Origin of the sequence: Microbulbifer variabilis (genome assembly GCF_020524905.1) — a bacterium.
GTDB lineage: Bacteria > Pseudomonadota > Gammaproteobacteria > Pseudomonadales > Cellvibrionaceae > Microbulbifer > Microbulbifer variabilis_A.
This window is the reverse complement of record NZ_JAIVKI010000014.1, coordinates 1-17,627: the sequence shown is the minus strand read 5'-3', so window position 1 is coordinate 17,627 and position 17,627 is coordinate 1. Positions and strand designations below refer to the sequence as shown.

The following is a 17,627-nucleotide window of genomic DNA, read 5'->3' as shown; positions in this document are numbered from 1 at the left end:
CTTGGTCTTTGCCTTCCTGTTAAACCCGCTTTCGAATTCAAATTAGATAACACCCCTGAGTGTTGATCGAATGTGATTCTTGCTAGTTCTCTCCAAATGTTGTTAACCACTAGATTTCAAAACCATTCATAGGACTTTCCGGCTATAAAATCTGAGAATCTTTCTCTTACCCTTTAGTTTCCTAGGAGGGGTAGGTCAGTCCGGTCAAAAAACATACTGCAAAAAACGCGCCGGTCACTCCTCCCCACGCCTGCCGGTTTTGGGCATTCTTTTGGTTGAAGAAATGACAATAGCGGCCAGGGCCTGAGCTGGTGCGGGGTTTTGGGTCGGTGTGAATTTCACAAATTGAAAGCTTTCGAAGCTTTGTGAAGAGTTCCTTCGTGCTTCCTGTGCCTCTATTAATCCGTCTTAGCAGGGGGTCTTGTGTCTCGCACCACTGTTCATTGTTGCTCTTTGTTGCCCGGTATCACTTGACTGCATTTCAACATGTAGTTAAATTCTGAGCCACTAGAATTCACACAGCGGTCCACCGCACCCGAAACCCCTGCGGTTTTTTTGTGCCCAAAATTTGGGCATAATGCACCGCTATGGCTGGGTGGAGAGGCGTGGAATATAAGACCCGTTAGGGGAATACCGCCCAGAGTCTCTGTGTGAGCTCTAGTTGACGCCCGGCCGCCAGTTATCTGGCAGCCTCAAAACTAAAAACAATCACACAGGAGGTCGCTATGACCGCACACGCACAAAAGTCCCAGTCCGCTCTTCCAGAACACCACTTCCAAATCTCCGATAGCCAATACGCCCACTACACCGAGGGTGATGGTCTCACCATGCTTGGCCCAGATCGCGAAGTCTTATGCTTTTTACATGAGGAGGGGGCCCAGGTTGGTCATCACCCTGCGTACCTACAAATAATGGACAGCATTGATGAGGCTATTCACCAGCTCGACTTCCTTTCTCTGGCGCTAACCCCAGGAAGCCACTTGGAACTCAGCCCGGAAGCGCAGCTTGGTCTTTCCAGTATCTTGCGGAAATTACGCAATCTGCTTGAGAATCATTGATGTCGGTCTTGCTTGCCTGTGCAGATAGAAAGCAAAGCATCAAAGTTAGACTTCTGAATTTGCGTTGACACTTGGTTGACACCTTGGAGGAAAAAGGCGACTTCAAAAGCAATTGGAACTAATGTGCTTGTTGTAAGAGGACTGATGCTTGCCCGAGGCGGAAAACAAAAAAGGCAACACCAAATTGCTTGATGTCGCCCTTTGTGGCCGCTTTGCGACTCCTTGTAATTCATTGATTTACAAGGCTTTTTTGGCTCCGCCTGCTGGGCTCGAACCAGCGACAGGTTGATTAACAGTCAACTGCTCTACCAACTGAGCTAAGGCGGAATTTGGTTTTAAAGGCGCAGAATTATCGACTCTGCGCCTTTGAATTTGGCTCCGCCTGCTGGGCTCGAACCAGCGACCCAATGATTAACAGTCATTTGCTCTACCAACTGAGCTAAGGCGGAATATCTTTTCGGCTGTGCCGTTGAGATGGCGCGTATATTATAGAGCACTTCTGACCAGGTCAACCCCTTTTTTGATCTTTAACTATTTGATTTGTCAGGAAATTATTTATTTGGCCTACGAGCAAAACGCCTCAGGCCTGATGTGGATAAGGTAGGACGCTATTCTCCTGTATTTGAGGGTGGTATGACGACAGCCTACAATCCGGTGTTGCATGAACGATTGACTGGTTGGGGGAAGTGTATGGAGTCGCGGCCTTTTAAGGTGGAATCTAAGTATCAGCCGGCCGGGGATCAGCCGCTGGCGATCGACAAATTATCCGAAGGTATAAATGATGGTTTGAGCCATCAAACGCTGCTGGGAGTTACGGGTTCGGGTAAGACCTTCACTATGGCGAACATTATCGAGCGCCTACAGCGCCCGGCTATAGTGATGGCGCACAACAAAACGTTGGCTGCTCAGCTCTATGGGGAGTTCAAAGAATTTTTCCCAAAGAATGCCGTCGAGTACTTCGTTTCTTATTACGACTACTATCAGCCTGAAGCATATGTTCCCTCTTCAGATACTTTTATTGAGAAAGACGCATCGGTAAACGAGCACATTGAACAGATGCGTCTATCTGCTACAAAGGCACTGATAGAGCGGCGTGATGTTGTAGTCGTTGCGACGGTATCGGCTATTTATGGCCTGGGAGATCCCGATAAATACCTAAAAATGGTGTTGCACTTGGATCGTGGCGACCTGGTGGACCAGCGCACAATTTTACGCAGGCTGGCAGAGCTGCAATATACGCGCAATGATGCCGACTTCCGTCGTGCGACCTATCGTGTGCGCGGCGATATTATCGATATCTATCCGGCTGACTCCGATATGGAGGCAGTGCGCCTATCTCTTTTTGATGAGGAAATTGAAGAGATCACCTTGTTCGACCCCCTTACTGGCGAGCAGCTTAAGAAGGTTCCCCGGGTCACTATCTTTCCAAAGAGTCACTACGTAACTCCACGCGAGACCATTGTCAGCGCTATTGACGAAATCAAAGAAGAGCTGCGGGTGCGACTGGAGCAGCTGCGAAGTAATAACAAGTTGCTGGAGGCGCAAAGACTGGATCAGCGTACTCGATATGATTTGGAGATGATGCAGGAGCTGGGCTACTGCAATGGCGTAGAGAATTATTCCCGTTACTTATCCGGTCGTGATGCAGGTCAACCGCCCCCCACGCTGTTTGACTACCTGCCGAACGATGCGCTGCTGTTTATCGATGAGAGTCATGTAACCGTGCCGCAAATTGGGGGGATGTACCGCGGGGATCGCTCGCGCAAAGAGACCCTGGTGGAGTATGGTTTCCGTCTGCCTTCCGCTCTGGATAACCGCCCGCTCAAGTTTGAAGAGTGGGAGCATCTGGCACCGCAAACGGTATTTGTTTCAGCGACACCGGGACCCTACGAAGCTGATCACGCGGGGCAGGTGGTTGAGCAGGTGGTGCGGCCTACAGGGCTTGTTGACCCGGAAGTGGAAATACGCCCGGCCCAGACTCAGGTAGACGATGCGCTTTCTGAGATTCATCGCTGCGTGGAAGCGGATCAGCGAGTGCTGATTACCGTGCTGACAAAGCGGATGGCAGAGGACCTGACTGAATACCTGGCAGAGAATGGCGTGCGGGTGCGCTACCTTCATTCCGACATCGATACTGTTGAGCGGGTAGAAATTATCCGGGATCTTCGCATCGGCGAGTTTGACGTGCTAGTCGGTATTAACTTGCTGCGTGAGGGTTTGGATATGCCGGAGGTGTCACTGGTGGCCATCTTCGATGCCGACAAAGAAGGCTTCCTGCGTTCTGATCGTTCTCTGATTCAGACAATTGGTCGTGCGGCGCGCAACCTTGAGGGGCGAGCCATCTTGTATGCGGACAAAGTAACCGGCTCCATGGAGCGTGCGCTTGAGGAAACCCGGCGCCGTCGTGAGAAGCAGCTTGCCTTCAACAAGGAACATGGCATTACGCCAAAAGGCATTCGCAAAAGCGTTGTTGATATTCTTGAGGGGGCTGTGGCTCCGGGTGTACCCAAAAGTAAGCGCAAGGTGGCCGAAGGGAAGGGTGCCTATAAGGTTGATGCCAAGCCACTATCGGACAAGCAGCGCTGGGCGCGAATTGCGGAGCTGGAAAATCAGATGTATGAGCACGCCAAAAATCTGGAATTTGAATCTGCAGCGAAGTTGCGTGATGAGATTGCCCGCCTGAAAGAAGTGGAATAGTCGAGCAGGGGGCGGCTTTATCGGTCGCCCCGCAGTCACAATGGCTTAAAAAAATTCCTGCAAAAGTTCAGTAAGTTGTTGAAAACACTGAAAAGTGGTGCTAAAGTTCGCGCTCTTCGCAGCACTGGGTTCCCCCGCTGCAGAGTTTTAGACCCGTAGCTCAGTTGGTTAGAGCGCTGCCTTGACATGGCAGAGGTCAGCGGTTCAAATCCGCTCGGGTCTACCATCTTTAAGGGTGGTTACGCCTCCCGAATCAATAGTTCCATGAATGACTTCATGGATAGTTTCATGCGGTCTTTGGTAGGGATCGCCACTGAGAGAAAGGACAAACAATGCTCGTTGTTACTCTCCCCGATGGTTCTCGTCGAGAATTTTCCGCTCCGGTTTCCGTGCATGACGTTGCCGCAGATATCGGTCCCGGCTTGGCCAAGGCTGCACTTGCTGGCGTAGTTGATGGCAAAGAGGTTGATACCAGCTATATCATCGACCGAGATGCCAATCTGGCCATCATCACCGACCGTCAGCCCGAAGGTCTGGAAGTCATTCGTCACTCCGCCGCACACTTGCTGGCGCAAGCGGTTAAGCAGCTGTACCCGACGGCCCAAGTTACTATTGGCCCGGTTATCGAAGATGGCTTCTATTACGATTTTGCCTACGAGCGCCAATTTACGCCGGAAGACCTGGAAAAGATCGAAGAGCGTATGGAAGTGCTGGCCAAAGAAGATATTACGGTCAGCCGCCGACTGATGCCCCGTAAAGAGGCGGTGCAATACTTCCGCGATATGGGTGAAGAGTACAAGGCCGAGATTATCGACAGTATCCCCAGCGATGAAGATATTTCTTTGTATCGCCAGGGCGATTTTGAAGATCTATGCCGTGGTCCTCACGTGCCCTCTACCGGCAGTTTGAAGGCTTTCAAACTGACCAAGGTAGCCGGCGCCTACTGGCGCGGAGACTCCAATAACGAGATGTTGACCCGCGTTTACGGCACTGCCTGGGCCAACAAGAAAGAATTAAAAGCTTACCTGCATCGTATCGAAGAAGCAGAGAAGCGCGACCACCGCAAACTGGCCAAAAAATATGATCTCTTCCATATCCAGGAAGAGGCGCCAGGCATGGTGTTCTGGCATCCAAACGGCTGGACGATTTACAGCACTGTCGAGCAGTACATGCGTCGCCGTCAGCGTGAATTTGGTTACAAAGAAATCAAAACCCCGCAGCTGGTGGATTTCAGTCTGTGGCGTAAGTCCGGCCATGCGGACAAATTTGCCGATGATATGTTTACGCTCACCAGTGAAGAGCGCCAGTTTGCTATCAAGCCGATGAACTGCCCCTGTCACGTACAGGTATTTAATCAAGGTTTGCGCAGTTATCGAGACCTGCCACTGCGCCTGGCGGAGTTTGGTTCCTGCCACCGTAGCGAGCCCTCCGGTTCCCTGCACGGTCTGATGCGCGTACGCGGTTTTGTGCAGGATGATGGGCATATTTTCTGTAGCGAAGGCCAGATCCAGTCGGAAGTGTCTGACTTTATGGATCTGTTGCACTCCGTGTACAAAGACTTCGGCTTTAATGATGTTATTTACCGCCTCTCCACTCGCCCGGAAAAGCGTGTAGGTTCCGATGAAAGCTGGGACAAGGCAGAAAAAGCTCTGGCGGATGCATTGGATGCCGCGGGCCTGCCCTGGGAAGAGTTGCCTGGTGAAGGTGCCTTCTACGGACCCAAGATCGAATTTTCCCTGAAAGACTGCCTTGGCCGTGTATGGCAGTGCGGTACTATTCAGGTGGATTTCTCTATGCCGGGTCGTCTGGATGCGCAATATGTTGCCGAAGATGGCTCGCGTCAGTCCCCGGTCATGTTGCACCGCGCAGCCCTGGGTTCCTTCGAGCGCTTTATCGGAATTCTGATCGAGCACTATGAAGGCGCGTTCCCCACCTGGCTGGCGCCACAGCAGGTGGCGATCATGAATATCACCGATCGTCAGGCGGATTATTGTCGCGATCTTGAGGCTCGCCTCGGCGCCCTTGAATACCGCGCCAGTGCTGACTTGAGAAACGAGAAGATCGGCTTTAAAATCCGCGAGCACACACTTCAGCGTGTCCCTTATCTGCTGGTCATTGGCGATAAGGAAGTAGAGAGCCAGACGGTTGCCGTGCGCACCCGCAGCGGTGAGGACCTGGGAAGTATGACCTATGAGTCTTTCCTTGAGGTTCTCCAGCAGGACGTCAGTCGCCGCGGCCGTTTGTCCGAAGATAATGCATAACAACTTGGCAACTGGGAGACCACAGCTATTAAACGAGACACTAAGGGACGGTCCAAAAAGGCCCGCATAAACGATCAGATTGAAGCATCAGAAATCCGCCTGATAGGCGCTGATGGCGAACAGGTAGGCATTGTCTCCCTGGATGAAGCGCTGGAAGCTGCACAGAAAGCCAGCTTGGATCTCGTTGAAATTGCCTCGGACTCCACGCCGATAGTCTGTAAGATCATGGACTACGGCAAGCACGTATTCGAGGCCAAGAAAGCCAAGAATGCGGCCAAGAAGAAGCAGAAGCAGCAGCAGATCAAGGAAATGAAATTCCGCCCTGGCACCGATATCGGTGACTACCAGATCAAGCTGCGCAACCTCATCCGCTTCCTTGAAGCGGGTGACAAAGCCAAAGTATCCCTGCGCTTCCGTGGTCGTGAAATGGCTCACCAGGAGCTGGGCATGGAAATGATGCAGCGCATTGAAAAAGACCTGGAAGAGCTGGCCATTGTAGAGCAAAGACCAAAAATGGAAGGTCGCCAGATGCTGATGGTTCTTGCTCCCAGCAAAAAGAAAAAGTGAGGTTTGGGGAAGTGATTCCCGGGATCTCCTTTGAGAAGTGATTGGGCGACGGCTGCCTCCTCACTCTCACAGTGCCGATAACCCCGGTTGTCGGTAATTACTAAAGGTGCCTGTTTTACAGGCGAATATTCACTTTGGAGTACAAAATGCCGAAAGCAAAGACTCATAGTGGCGCTGCCAAGCGCTTCAAGAAGACGGCTGCGGGCTACAAGCACAAGCACGCTAACAAGAGCCACATCCTCACCAAGATGACCACCAAGCGTAAGCGTCAGCTGCGTGGCACCCAGACTATGAACAAGTCTGATGCCGGTCTGGTCGATCGTATGCTGCGCGCCAAGTAATTGGCCCAAATCGCAAAGGTTTAAGAGGATAAGTTATGGCCCGTGTAAAACGTGGTGTAGAGGCGCGTCGTCGTCACAAGAAGATTCTGAAGCAGGCTAAAGGTTACTATGGTGCGCGTTCTCGCGTATTCCGTGTTGCCAAGCAGGCAGTAATTAAAGCTGGTCAGTACGCATACCGTGACCGTCGCGTTAAGAAGCGTAACTTCCGCGCTCTGTGGATTACCCGTATTAACGCCCAGTCTCGTGCAGAAGGCCTGAGCTACAGCCGCCTGATCGCAGGTCTGAAGAAAGCGGATATCGCACTGGATCGCCGTGTACTGGCTGATCTGGCTGTTTACGATAAAGCCGCTTTTGCTGCCGTAGTTGAAAAAGCTAAGGCAGCCCTGGCAGCGTAAGCTGTCACTTCAGTTGTAAAACTGAATACTTTAAATAGGGAAGGGCTGTAGCGGCCCTTCCCTATTTTTTTATGGGGTTTCCGCTATTTTTACCGGTGGCGGTGCCAGGGGAGCCCCCGCGGTGCAAGTGCACCAGCTGAAACAAGCACAAAAACTAGGGTCAATCGGCCCCAATCGAAGTTGGATTCAAACGGGAACAGTTCGATGCAAGATTTGCAGTCCCTCACCGAGCAGGCAATGGAGCTGGTGGAGAAGGCCGACGGCCTCGCCGCACTGGATCAGGTGCGTGTTGATTACCTGGGCAAAAAGGGCCAGCTGACGGCACTGCTGAAAAGCCTGGGCAAGCTGTCTGCTGAGGAGCGCCCGGCTGCGGGTGCCAAGATCAACGAAGCCAAGCAGCAGGTGCAGGAAAAAATTAACGCGCGCCGCACTATGCTGGAGCAAGCGGCCATCAATGCCAAGCTGGCTGAAGAGACCGTTGATGTCACCCTGCCGGGGCGCGGTGAAGAGCAGGGCAACGCCCACCCCATCACCCGTACCTTAAAGCGCGTAGAAGAATTCTTTACCGGCATCGGATTTACTGTTGAGAACGGCCCGGAAGTCGAGCAGGACTACTACAACTTCGAAGCCCTGAATATTCCTGCGCATCACCCAGCGCGCGCGATGCACGACACTTTCTACGTGGACCCCACCACGGTGCTGAGAACCCATACCTCTTCCGTGCAGATTCGCACCATGGAGAAAAAGTCTCCGCCGCTGCGTATTATCTGCCCGGGCCGTGTATACCGCTGTGACTCCGATGTGACTCACTCGCCCATGTTTCACCAGGTAGAAGGCCTGGTAATCGGCGAGAACATCAGCTTTGCGCACCTGAAAGGCACCATCGACCAATTCCTGCGTGCCTTCTTCGAAGCGGAAGTGCCGGTGCGTTTCCGTCCGTCTTATTTCCCGTTCACCGAGCCTTCTGCAGAAGCCGATATCCAGTGCACTGCCTGTGGTGGTGAAGGTTGCCGCGTATGTTCCGGCACCGGCTGGCTGGAAATTCTCGGCTGCGGCATGGTGCACCCGAATGTCTTCGCTGCCTGCGATATCGACAGTGAAAAATACTCCGGCTTTGCCTTCGGTATTGGTATCGAGCGCCTCGCTATGCTGCGCTATGGCGTTAATGACCTGCGCTTGTTCTTCGATAACGATCTGCGCTTCTTGAAACAGTTCTAGCCAAGAGAAAGCACGAATAGCCGCGGCTGTTCGCAGTAGCAATCGAATTGTGAAGGCCCGGGCGGCGAAATAAATACCCCGGGCGAAATGCGCACAGAGCTGCGCTGACGGAATACAGAAAGAGATCAACTATGAAAATCAGCAACTCCTGGTTGCGGGAATGGGTAATCCCGGGACTCACCACACAGGAACTGGCCGATCAAATCACCATGGCCGGCCTGGAAGTGGATGGCATAGAGAAAGTAGCGGGTGATTTTTCCGGAGTGGTTGTCGGTGAGATTATCGCCTGTGAACAGCACCCGGATGCCGACAAGCTGCGTGTCTGTAAAGTGGCCGGTCACCCCGACGGTGAAATGCAAGTGGTGTGCGGCGCTCCCAACGCGCGTGTTGGAATCAAAATTCCTTTTGCCCTGGTAGGCGCCAAGCTGCCGGGCGATTTTAAAATCAAGAAAGCCAAGCTGCGCGGTGTCGAGAGCTTCGGCATGCTCTGCGCACAGACTGAACTGGAGCTGGGCGAAGATAATGACGGTATTTGGGAGCTGCCGGAAGACGCACCCACCGGTGCCGATCTGCGCGAATACCTGCAATTGGACGACGAGACCATCGAAGTGGATCTGACCCCAAACCGCTCCGACTGCCTTGGTGTTGCCGGTATTGCCCGCGAAGTAGGTGTACTGAACCGTTGTAGCGTTCAGGGCCCGGAAATTGCCCCGGTACCCCAGCAGATCGACGAAAGCCTGCCGGTAACGCTACTGGCCGAAGCCGCCTGCCCTCGTTATGTAGGCCGGATTATCCGCAATATCGATATCAAAGCCCAAACGCCCCTGTGGATGAAGGAGCGCCTGCGCCGTAGCGGCCTGCGCAGTATCGATCCGGTCGTAGACGTTACCAACTACGTATTGCTGGAACTCGGCCAGCCCATGCACGCTTTCGACCTGGAGAAGCTCTCCGGCGGTATCAAAGTGCGTATGGCCGAGCACGGTGAAGAGCTGACTTTACTGGATGGCCAGGAAGTGAAGCTGCAGGAAGGTACCCTGGTCATTGCCGACGAAGAGAAACCCCTGGCGATGGCCGGTATTATGGGCGGCCTGGATTCCTCCGTTACCGAAGGTACCCAGCATATCTTCTTGGAGAGTGCCTTTTTCAGCCCGCTGGCGATTGCCGGTAAGGCCCGTTCCTATGGTTTGCACACCGACTCCTCCCACCGTTTTGAGCGTGGCGTAGACTACCGCCTGCAGGAGAAAGCCGTAGAGCGCGCTACTCAGCTGTTGCTGGATATTGTCGGCGGCGAGCCCGGCCCGGTACATCTGCGTGAACTGATCGAAACCATGCCCGCTGAGCGCCATATCACTCTGCGCCGTGCACGGGTAGAGCAGGGCTTGGGTATTCAGCTGGCCGATGACGAGATCATTGATATCCTCACCCGTCTGGGCCTGGAAAAGATTGATCAAAATGCCGAAGGCTGGACTTTCCTCGCCCCCAGTTTCCGTTTCGATATCGCCATCGAAGCCGACCTGCTGGAAGAGCTGGCCCGTATTTACGGCTACAACCGCATTCCCAGCGAGAGCTTTACCGCCGAACTGGAAATTGACCCGCGCCCGGAGAGCACCATTGCCCAGGACAGCCTGGAGCAGACCCTGCTGAGTCGCGGTTACTACGAAGCGATCACTTTCAGCTTTATCGATAGTGACAGCGCTGCCCTGTTTGACCCGGAAGCGGATCCGGTGGCCCTGCAGAACCCGATCAGCGCCGAGCTGGCCGTGATGCGCACCACTTTATTGCCCGGACTGTGCAAGGCCTTGCAGTACAACCTCAATCGCCAGCAAAACCGCGTGCGCCTGTTCGAAACCGGCCTGCGCTTCGTACCTGGCGCGGAGCTGCACCAGGAACAGATGATCGCCGGTCTCGCCTACGGTAACCGTTTTGCGGAAAACTGGACTGGTAGCAAAGACAGCGTGGATTTCTTCGATGTGAAAGCCGACGTGGAAGCCCTGCTGGCCCGCACCGGCGTTGCCGATGAATTCCGCTTTGTTGCCGGCCAACACCCAGCGTTGCACCCCGGCCAAACCGCCAAAATACTGCGTGGCGACCGCGAAGTAGGGGTTATCGGTGCCCTGCACCCGCAGCTGCAGAAGAAGCTGGATTTGGCCAAGCCGGCCTTCGTATTCGAGCTCAGCCTGGAAGCAATCGGAGATGGTAAAGCCCCGGCATTCCGCCCTCTGTCCAAGTTCCCGGAAGTGCGCCGCGACCTGGCCCTGTTGATCGATGCGGACGTTCCCGCCGCCAGCCTGGTGGAGGCCGCCACCGAAGCTGCCGGTGAAACCTTGACTGACCTCAAGATATTTGACGTCTACCAGGGCAAAGGTATTGATTTAAATAGAAAAAGTGTCGCTTTGGGCTTGACGTTTCAGCATTCGTCGCGCACCCTTAATGACGAAGAAATCAATGCCGCCTTGGATGCGGTGGTCGGTAAATTAGAACAAAAATATAACGCTAGTCTGCGCTAACAGAGCATGATGCTCTCGGTGTGCAGACTGCATTGCACCCCGAGAGCGTCTGCTTCCGGGTTGAAAGCCGCCGCGGTTTGGGCCGCTTCCGATCTGGAGTCGACGCCTCTGAATCAATTGGTAGGATCCAATGACAGAGGCACTGACCAAGGCCGGGCTCGCCGAAAAGTTGTACGAGGAGCTGGGCTTTAATAAGCGCGAAGCGAAAGAGATCGTCGAGTATTTCTTCGAGGAAATCCGCAATGCGCTGGAGACCAACGAGCAGGTCAAGCTCTCGGGCTTTGGCAATTTCGACTTGCGCGATAAAAGCCAGCGTCCCGGTCGCAACCCCAAGACCGGCGAGGAAATCCCCATCTCAGCCCGCAGGGTAGTCACCTTCAAACCAGGGCAAAAACTCAAGACACGAGTAGAGGAACATGCTGGAACCGAGCAATAATGCTCAGCTACCTGCAATCCCCGGTAAGCGCTATTTCACCATTGGTGAGGTGAGCGAACTGTGTGCCGTGAAGCCCCATGTATTGCGTTACTGGGAGCAGGAATTCCCACAGCTGAAGCCCGTTAAACGCCGCGGTAACCGCCGCTACTACCAGCACCAGGACGTTATTATGGTGCGCCAGATTCGTGCGCTACTCTATGAAGAGGGCTATACCATTGGAGGAGCCCGCCAGCAGATAGAGACCGGCAGCGAAAGGGCAGAAGTGGTGCAGCTACAGCAGGTACTGCCGGAAGTGATTGCGGAACTCAAAGATGTGGTAGCCCTGCTGGACGGGAGAAAGAATTTCTAAAAAAGTACCGATACGGGCTTGCAATCCTGCCCTAGTCCGGTATGATTCACGCCTCATCGAGATACGATGTCTTTAAAAATCAATCACTTAGCGAAGTGAGCGATTTTCAAAAATCGGAGTGTAGCGCAGCCTGGTAGCGCACCACACTGGGGGTGTGGTGGTCGTCGGTTCAAATCCGGCCACTCCGACCATTTTTCTCTATATCTCATGCGGCTTTCAGCCAGTTTTTGAGATTGAGCGTACAAAAACCAATTCCCAAGCGTACAAAAACCCCGTACAAAAACTCTCAATCACTTCCGCATTAGCAATTTCGGGTCGATGCTGATACCCACTTCTTTGTATTCCCGCTCATGTCCCCCGAGATAAAACTTCTCAGTAATCTCCGCGTCTGTGTGGGCGCATATTTCTGCAATTTCCTCTGAGCTATGGCCGGACTTTTTGAGTAGGTGAGAGGCTAGGGCGCGGACTTCGTGAAAGGTTGGCCTGGCACTACTGGGCAAGTCCTGGCGAACTCCTGCGGCATCACGTACTTCCTTAAACTGATTTGATAGCCTTGCAGGCATTAGTCGGCACCAGTGCTCATCCTGTTTCGCTCTGGGCTGTCTCTTTTTCGGTTGATACGAAACTGCAAACGGGCAGCGGTAGTTTTGCAGGGATAGTTGCCGGGCCCGGTTGATTACTTGGCGCAACCCGGGATGCTGATTGTAAGACCAGCGCAAATATGTGGCCCTTTCTTCGCCTCTCTGGTTGATTGATTTATCTACCCCCTTATCAATGCCGGACTCGGTGACGTGCTCGTCTAGCCGTAAGCTGCACACGTCACCGCGACGCATAGTTGTCAGCAGCGAGAGGTCCATAGCGATTTGCAGCCCGATATAACCCAGCTCGCCGGCCATATCGTGTATTCGCCAGAAATCTTGGAGGGTCAGCCTCTGTCTTACTTTCGCGGGGCGCTGCCGCGGTATTAATTAACAAATAGGTAAACCACCGCCTCAGGCGGTGGGACTTGACAAGGCTCTGCCGTTCCGGCGTGCAGAGTGAAAATATGGCCTCCATGAACCGGCAAGTTCTTTAAGGAGGCCATATGCGAGATTGGCAGTGCCAAGCTCACGTGAAACATTATTGCAGGTACCATGTGGTATTTGTGCCCAAGTATCGAAAGAAAGCGTTATTTGGGGCATTGAGACGTGAGATTGGAGCAATATTCCGAGACTTATGTCGTCAAAAAGGCATTGAGTTGGTCGAGGGATACGCAATGAGGGATCACATTCATATGTTGTTAATGATTCCTCCAAGGTTAAGTGTTTCCAATACGGTTGGGTTTCTGAAAGGGAAATCTGCGATCCAGATATTTCGGAAGTATAAGCATGTGCAGAGAAATTTCACAGGAAGACATTTTTGGGCTCGGGGCTACTGCGTGAGTACAGTAGGTCTTGATGAGCAGATGATACGAGAGTACATCAAGAATCAAGAGGTTGAAGAACGCCGGCAAGAGCAGATGCAACTGGCGGGGCTGTAAATAGCCCCCTCTGGGGGCTTTCACCATACCACCCGCTATGCGGGTGGTTGCTGATTACTGGACTCTACAAAATGCTGATTAGTCAGATCGCTCACCTGGGCATTCATGTCGAAGCCGTGGGGCCTGATGCTGCCCGACGGAAACTGGATGCTATGGAGCGCTCTGGCGTTAAGGCTGAGAGGACGGTGGAAAGCCTGGGTCGCAGTAGCAGTCAAGCTAGTGGCCGTATTCAAACGATGGCTACAAGCAGCAACCTGCTTGCGGGAGCGCTGGCCTCTGTCGGTGCTGCTCTGTCTATTCGGGAGATAGTGCGTTACACCGATACTTGGACCAATCTGACTAATCGCTTGCGGCTGGTGACCGATGGCACTCAGGAGTTGGTAGATGTTCAACAGAGTCTGGTTGAAATCGCATTCGATACGCGGGGTTCCCTGGATTCTACGGCTGTTTTGTATCAACGCTTGGCGCAATCCGGTGAACATCTATTCGAAAGTCAGGAAGATATTCTGGCGGTCACCAAGACGATTAATCAAGCCATGTTGGTATCTGGCGCCTCTGCTCAGGAAAGTGCCGGAGCCTTGCGTCAGTTGGCCCAGGGTCTCGCCTCCGGGGTTCTTCGCGGGGATGAATTTAATTCTGTGATGGAGAATGCTCCACGCCTGCAAAAGGCGTTGGTTGATTATCTTGACCTGACCAGCGACGCCGCAGGGGCAGCCAATGGCAAGCTCAGGCAAATGGCTGGGGATGGCGAGCTGAGTGCAGAAACTTTGGTGAAGGCATTCCAGGCGGCCGCTAAAGATATCGATAAAGAAGCCTCTTTGATGAACACCGCCATCGGCCAGAGCCTAACAAATCTGAATACAGGAATCACTGCGACGATTGGGCAATTGGACAGCGTTACTGGGGCGTCCAAGTCTGTTGCAGGAGCTATTGAGGCCCTCGCCAAGAAACTCACGAGTTTTGGCAATGATGCTGAGGCAGTGCGCGATGTTGCCGGTGGTATGGAGTTTGTGCTTACCGCAGTCGCTGCAATTCTTGCCGGAAAATTTGCAGGCGCTATCAGTAAGCAAATTGTTCAGATGGGTCTGCTCAATGCCGCGACCTACAAAACCACGATTCAAACCAATGCGCTGGGCCAGGCTGTAGGCCGCACTACGATTGCAACTCGTGCGGCGACCGTTGCCGCTACGGGATTGAAATCCGCATTTGCATTCATGGGCGGCCCTGTCGGTGTGATAACAGTTGCAGCATTGTCATTAGCTACCTGGAGTAGCGGAGCTGAGGCAGCGGAAAAACGGGCAGAGTCTCTTTCTGGAAAGATTTCTCAGTTGGAGCGTAAATATAAAGACCTCACCGCGGCGCAGCGAGAAGCGATCAAACTGGAGATTGCTGAAGAAAAGCGTTCTATCAACAAAAAAATTGCGTCCTTGGTGGAGAGGCGAACCAACCTTCAGTATGGAGCCACAAATACTAATGACGGTATACGCCGCGTTGATAACTCCAGTCAGATTATAAAAATTAATAGCCAGATTGATACGCTTAATCAGTCTCTACAAGAGGCAGAGGAGCGATTAGCCAACCTGGGCAAGCCTAAAGCGAAGACCGAAGATGGCGAGCCCTTGCCTCTCGCTCCAGTTGGTCGTGAGCTTGGTACTAACTCTTCTAGCGTGAGAGATGATCTCCCAGCCCTTGAGCGCGCACTACAAGAACAATTTGACCGTACCGTACAGAAGCGTCTGGATATGGTCGAGAACCTACGCCAGAGCCTGCTGACAGAGGAAGAGGCTTTAGCTGAGAGCTATCGTCGCCGACAGCGCATTATTGAAGAGAATGTGCACGATCCCGAGAAACGCGAAGACCTCCTGCAGCGTAATAAGGACCAGTACAGCGAGGAAGTATCTCAGCGGGTACTGTCTGGTTTCGGTGATAACCATGAACAGCTCTCCATCGACGACCAGATTGAGCTGATAAATCAGGAGCACGAGCGCCGCAGGAATGCGCTTCTTGAGAATACTGAACTCACGGCCAATGAACGCTATGCGCTGGAGTGGGAGCTAGAGCAGCGCCGCATCAAAATGATTGATGAGCTGGAGAAGCAGCACAGTAAAAACCGCTTGAGAGCGGGTGCACAAACCTTTAGCGCCCTGGCTGATTTAACTGCTCAATTTGCCGGTGAGCAGAGCGGCATTTACAAAACACTATTCGGTATATCCAAAGCCTACGCCATAGCCGAAGCAGCCGTGGCAATGAGCCAAAATATTGCTCAGGCTTCAAAGGCCGGATTCCCTCAAAACATTCCCCTAATCATTGGTGCCACCACTCAGGGGCTACAGATCGCTAGCCAGCTTAACAGCATCAAAGAGCCGAGTTACGCAGGGGCATTTGATAACGGGGGAAATATTCCTGCAGGTCAATGGGGGATTGTTGGCGAATATGGTCCGGAAATAGTCAATGGCCCGGCTCAGGTTACCAGCCGCCGGGAAACGGCCAAAATGCTCAATCAACAAAGCAGCATCATTGTGAACTTGATTGAGGATGCCAGCCGGGCGGGGCAGGTCGAGCGCTCACAAGGGGTTGGTGAGTCCGATGTAATTAATATCTTCGTTGCCAATATCCGCGAGGGCGGCGACGCGGCTGCCGCTATCGAATCTACTTACAACGTATCCCGTACTGGATTTTAACCATGGCCTTAATCAAATACCCGGGGGAATTGCCCCCTCCGGTACAGGATGGCTATGCCCAAAAAAAACTAGATAACCGCATCCGCACCGAAATGGCCAGCGGTCGCGCCCGGCAGCGGCGCCGATTTGCCAGGGTTCCCACAGAGCTCCCCGTTAAGTGGAAATTGTTAGCGAATGAGGCCGCTATTTTCGAGGGCTTTGTCACCCACGCACTGTCCGATGCGATTGCCTGGTTTAGCGCCGAGGTACTCACGCCCCAGGGATTAGTCCCTCACAAGATGCGCTTTATTACCCATCCCCTCAGCGACTGCAGGCCACTGGCCCCGCATATCTGGGAATACAACGCGCGCATGGAAATAGAAGACCGGATTGTGCTCACCGAAGAGCAGACCGTCGCGGGCCTGCTGGACCCGAACACCTTTCAACAATTTAGCCGGGGCGTGGCCCACGCTGTGGATAGTTATCAGGAATAACTTTATGAGCACTTTTTTTGGTTCGGTGGCGGAGCTGCAAAATAGCGTTGATGTCCTGAATGAAATTTTAGCTGGTGATGAGTTCAGCACGGTGGAGGTGGAGGGCATTAGTTTGGAATGATGCCTCCGAGGAAAATAATGGGTTGTACGGCTGGAATGAGACGGCCTGGGTGAAATCGCCCTATGACCCCACCGCCTCGATTATTGCAAACCGCAAGGCGCTAACGCCGCTCGCCACTGCCGGCTCAGCGCCGGGATATGAGTACATTATTACGGATGAAGCGGGCAAGATTGCGTTGGGTATCCGCGAGGATGGCACGGTCGAAATACCCGCGCTGGCGGATACCGAAATAGCCGGCGGTGAATTCGTAGGGGCTTCGGGCTATCCCGGTTATACCTTCGTGCTGACCGATGCGAACGGCAGGATTGCACTGGGCATTAAGGACGATGGCACGGTCGTCATACCGGTGTTGGAGATTACAGATAATGCCGGTAACGAAATCGTAGAGGTCTCGGGTTATCCCGGCTATGCGTTCGTGCTGACCGATGCGGGCGGCCAGATTGCGCTGGGTGTCAGGGATGATGGCACGGTCGAAATACCGGCGCTGCAGAGCTTCGATACGGAAAGCGTGCGTCTATCGGGCACTTACAGTCATTCACTCAACTATATCTGCAATGCCGGCCAGTCACTGGCCGGGGGATCGGATGGAGAAATCACACTCACGCAGGAATACGATAGTGTGGGCTTTCCGGCGCACGCATCCAGCCCGAGCGCGGCGGTGCCGCTTACCGTTTCAAACACCCAGTGGTCTGCGCGGGGCGAGTCGCCGATCTACGGCACCTGCGGTTTTATCAAGGAATTGATCCATAGCGAGAATGGACTGGGTTATGAAGACCTCAGCTACCGGTTGCTCGGTTGTAACAATGGTGACAGTGGCGAAACTATCGCTGCGCTGAGCAAGGGCGGAACGACGGGCATGTATGAGGCGGCGATCTCGCAGGCTGTCGCCGCCCAAGGTATCGCCAAACAGGCATTGGCCTCGGCCAGTTTCCAGGCCGTGACCTGGACGCAGGGGGAGGCCGACATCGCGGCGGGCACTTCACAGGCGGACTATCTCGCGGCGC

Annotated in this window: 15 protein-coding genes and 4 tRNA genes; 16 read left to right on the top strand and 3 right to left on the bottom strand. The window is 53.5% G+C overall.

Annotated features, from left to right (window positions below):
- Positions 1-725 precede the first annotated feature (725 nt).
- Complete coding sequence (locus LC073_RS15115) at positions 726-1,058, top strand: hypothetical protein (RefSeq protein ID WP_226648099.1); 333 nt, start codon at positions 726-728, stop codon at positions 1,056-1,058.
- A gap of 251 nt (positions 1,059-1,309) precedes the next feature.
- Here the strand turns inward: LC073_RS15115 and LC073_RS15110 are convergent.
- Positions 1,310-1,385: transfer RNA gene (locus LC073_RS15110), tRNA-Asn, on the bottom strand.
- A 46-nt stretch (positions 1,386-1,431) separates the two neighbouring features.
- Positions 1,432-1,507, bottom strand: a tRNA-Asn gene (locus tag LC073_RS15105).
- Between the two features lie 241 nt (positions 1,508-1,748).
- Here LC073_RS15105 and uvrB point away from each other — a divergent pair.
- From uvrB to LC073_RS15050, 11 genes are all read left to right on the top strand, one after another.
- Complete coding sequence (uvrB, locus tag LC073_RS15100; protein ID WP_226648256.1) at positions 1,749-3,755, top strand: excinuclease ABC subunit UvrB; 2,007 nt, start codon at positions 1,749-1,751, stop codon at positions 3,753-3,755.
- Between the two features lie 149 nt (positions 3,756-3,904).
- Positions 3,905-3,981 (top strand) — tRNA-Val (locus LC073_RS15095).
- Between the two features lie 106 nt (positions 3,982-4,087).
- Positions 4,088-6,016 (top strand): threonine--tRNA ligase, encoded by a 1,929-nt coding sequence (gene thrS / locus LC073_RS15090; RefSeq protein WP_226648098.1) that lies wholly within the window; start codon positions 4,088-4,090, stop codon positions 6,014-6,016.
- 27 nt (positions 6,017-6,043) lie between these two features.
- Positions 6,044-6,583: a translation initiation factor IF-3 gene (infC, locus tag LC073_RS15085; protein WP_226648255.1), complete on the top strand. Its 540-nt coding sequence runs from the start codon at positions 6,044-6,046 to the stop codon at positions 6,581-6,583.
- 146 nt (positions 6,584-6,729) lie between these two features.
- Complete coding sequence (gene rpmI, locus LC073_RS15080; protein ID WP_020413351.1) at positions 6,730-6,924, top strand: 50S ribosomal protein L35; 195 nt, start codon at positions 6,730-6,732, stop codon at positions 6,922-6,924.
- Positions 6,925-6,959: 35 nt separating this feature from the next.
- Positions 6,960-7,319: a 50S ribosomal protein L20 gene (gene rplT / locus LC073_RS15075; protein WP_020413350.1), complete on the top strand. Its 360-nt coding sequence runs from the start codon at positions 6,960-6,962 to the stop codon at positions 7,317-7,319.
- Positions 7,320-7,523: 204 nt separating this feature from the next.
- Complete coding sequence (gene pheS / locus LC073_RS15070; RefSeq protein WP_226648097.1) at positions 7,524-8,537, top strand: phenylalanine--tRNA ligase subunit alpha; 1,014 nt, start codon at positions 7,524-7,526, stop codon at positions 8,535-8,537.
- Positions 8,538-8,668: 131 nt separating this feature from the next.
- Complete coding sequence (gene pheT, locus LC073_RS15065; protein ID WP_226648096.1) at positions 8,669-11,044, top strand: phenylalanine--tRNA ligase subunit beta; 2,376 nt, start codon at positions 8,669-8,671, stop codon at positions 11,042-11,044.
- Positions 11,045-11,174: 130 nt separating this feature from the next.
- Entirely contained in the window at positions 11,175-11,480 is a 306-nt protein-coding gene (ihfA, locus tag LC073_RS15060; RefSeq protein WP_226648095.1) for an integration host factor subunit alpha, read from the top strand.
- Positions 11,461-11,829 carry a MerR family transcriptional regulator gene (locus LC073_RS15055; protein ID WP_152452791.1) on the top strand — a complete coding sequence of 123 codons (369 nt, stop codon included), beginning with the start codon at positions 11,461-11,463 and terminating at the stop codon, positions 11,827-11,829. Before ihfA ends, LC073_RS15055 begins: the two co-directional genes overlap by 20 nt.
- Positions 11,830-11,943: 114 nt before the next feature.
- Positions 11,944-12,020, top strand: a tRNA-Pro gene (locus tag LC073_RS15050).
- A gap of 99 nt (positions 12,021-12,119) precedes the next feature.
- On the opposite strand, the gene LC073_RS15045 is transcribed toward LC073_RS15050, so the two are convergent.
- Positions 12,120-12,725, bottom strand: coding sequence for a tyrosine-type recombinase/integrase (locus tag LC073_RS15045; RefSeq protein WP_226648094.1), 606 nt, complete (start codon positions 12,723-12,725; stop codon positions 12,120-12,122).
- Between the two features lie 188 nt (positions 12,726-12,913).
- Between LC073_RS15045 and tnpA the strand changes: the two genes are divergently transcribed.
- The 4 genes from tnpA to LC073_RS15025 all read left to right on the top strand — a co-directional run.
- Positions 12,914-13,348, top strand: coding sequence for an IS200/IS605 family transposase (tnpA, locus tag LC073_RS15040; RefSeq protein WP_226648093.1), 435 nt, complete (start codon positions 12,914-12,916; stop codon positions 13,346-13,348).
- Between the two features lie 71 nt (positions 13,349-13,419).
- The gene (locus LC073_RS15035) at positions 13,420-16,029 is read left to right on the top strand and encodes a tape measure protein (protein ID WP_226648092.1); all 2,610 of its coding nucleotides are present in this window, start codon (positions 13,420-13,422) and stop codon (positions 16,027-16,029) included.
- Between the two features lie 2 nt (positions 16,030-16,031).
- Positions 16,032-16,502: a hypothetical protein gene (locus LC073_RS15030; RefSeq protein WP_226648091.1), complete on the top strand. Its 471-nt coding sequence runs from the start codon at positions 16,032-16,034 to the stop codon at positions 16,500-16,502.
- A gap of 143 nt (positions 16,503-16,645) precedes the next feature.
- The coding region (locus LC073_RS15025; protein ID WP_226648090.1) for a hypothetical protein at positions 16,646-17,627 on the top strand (982 nt) is incomplete at its 3' end.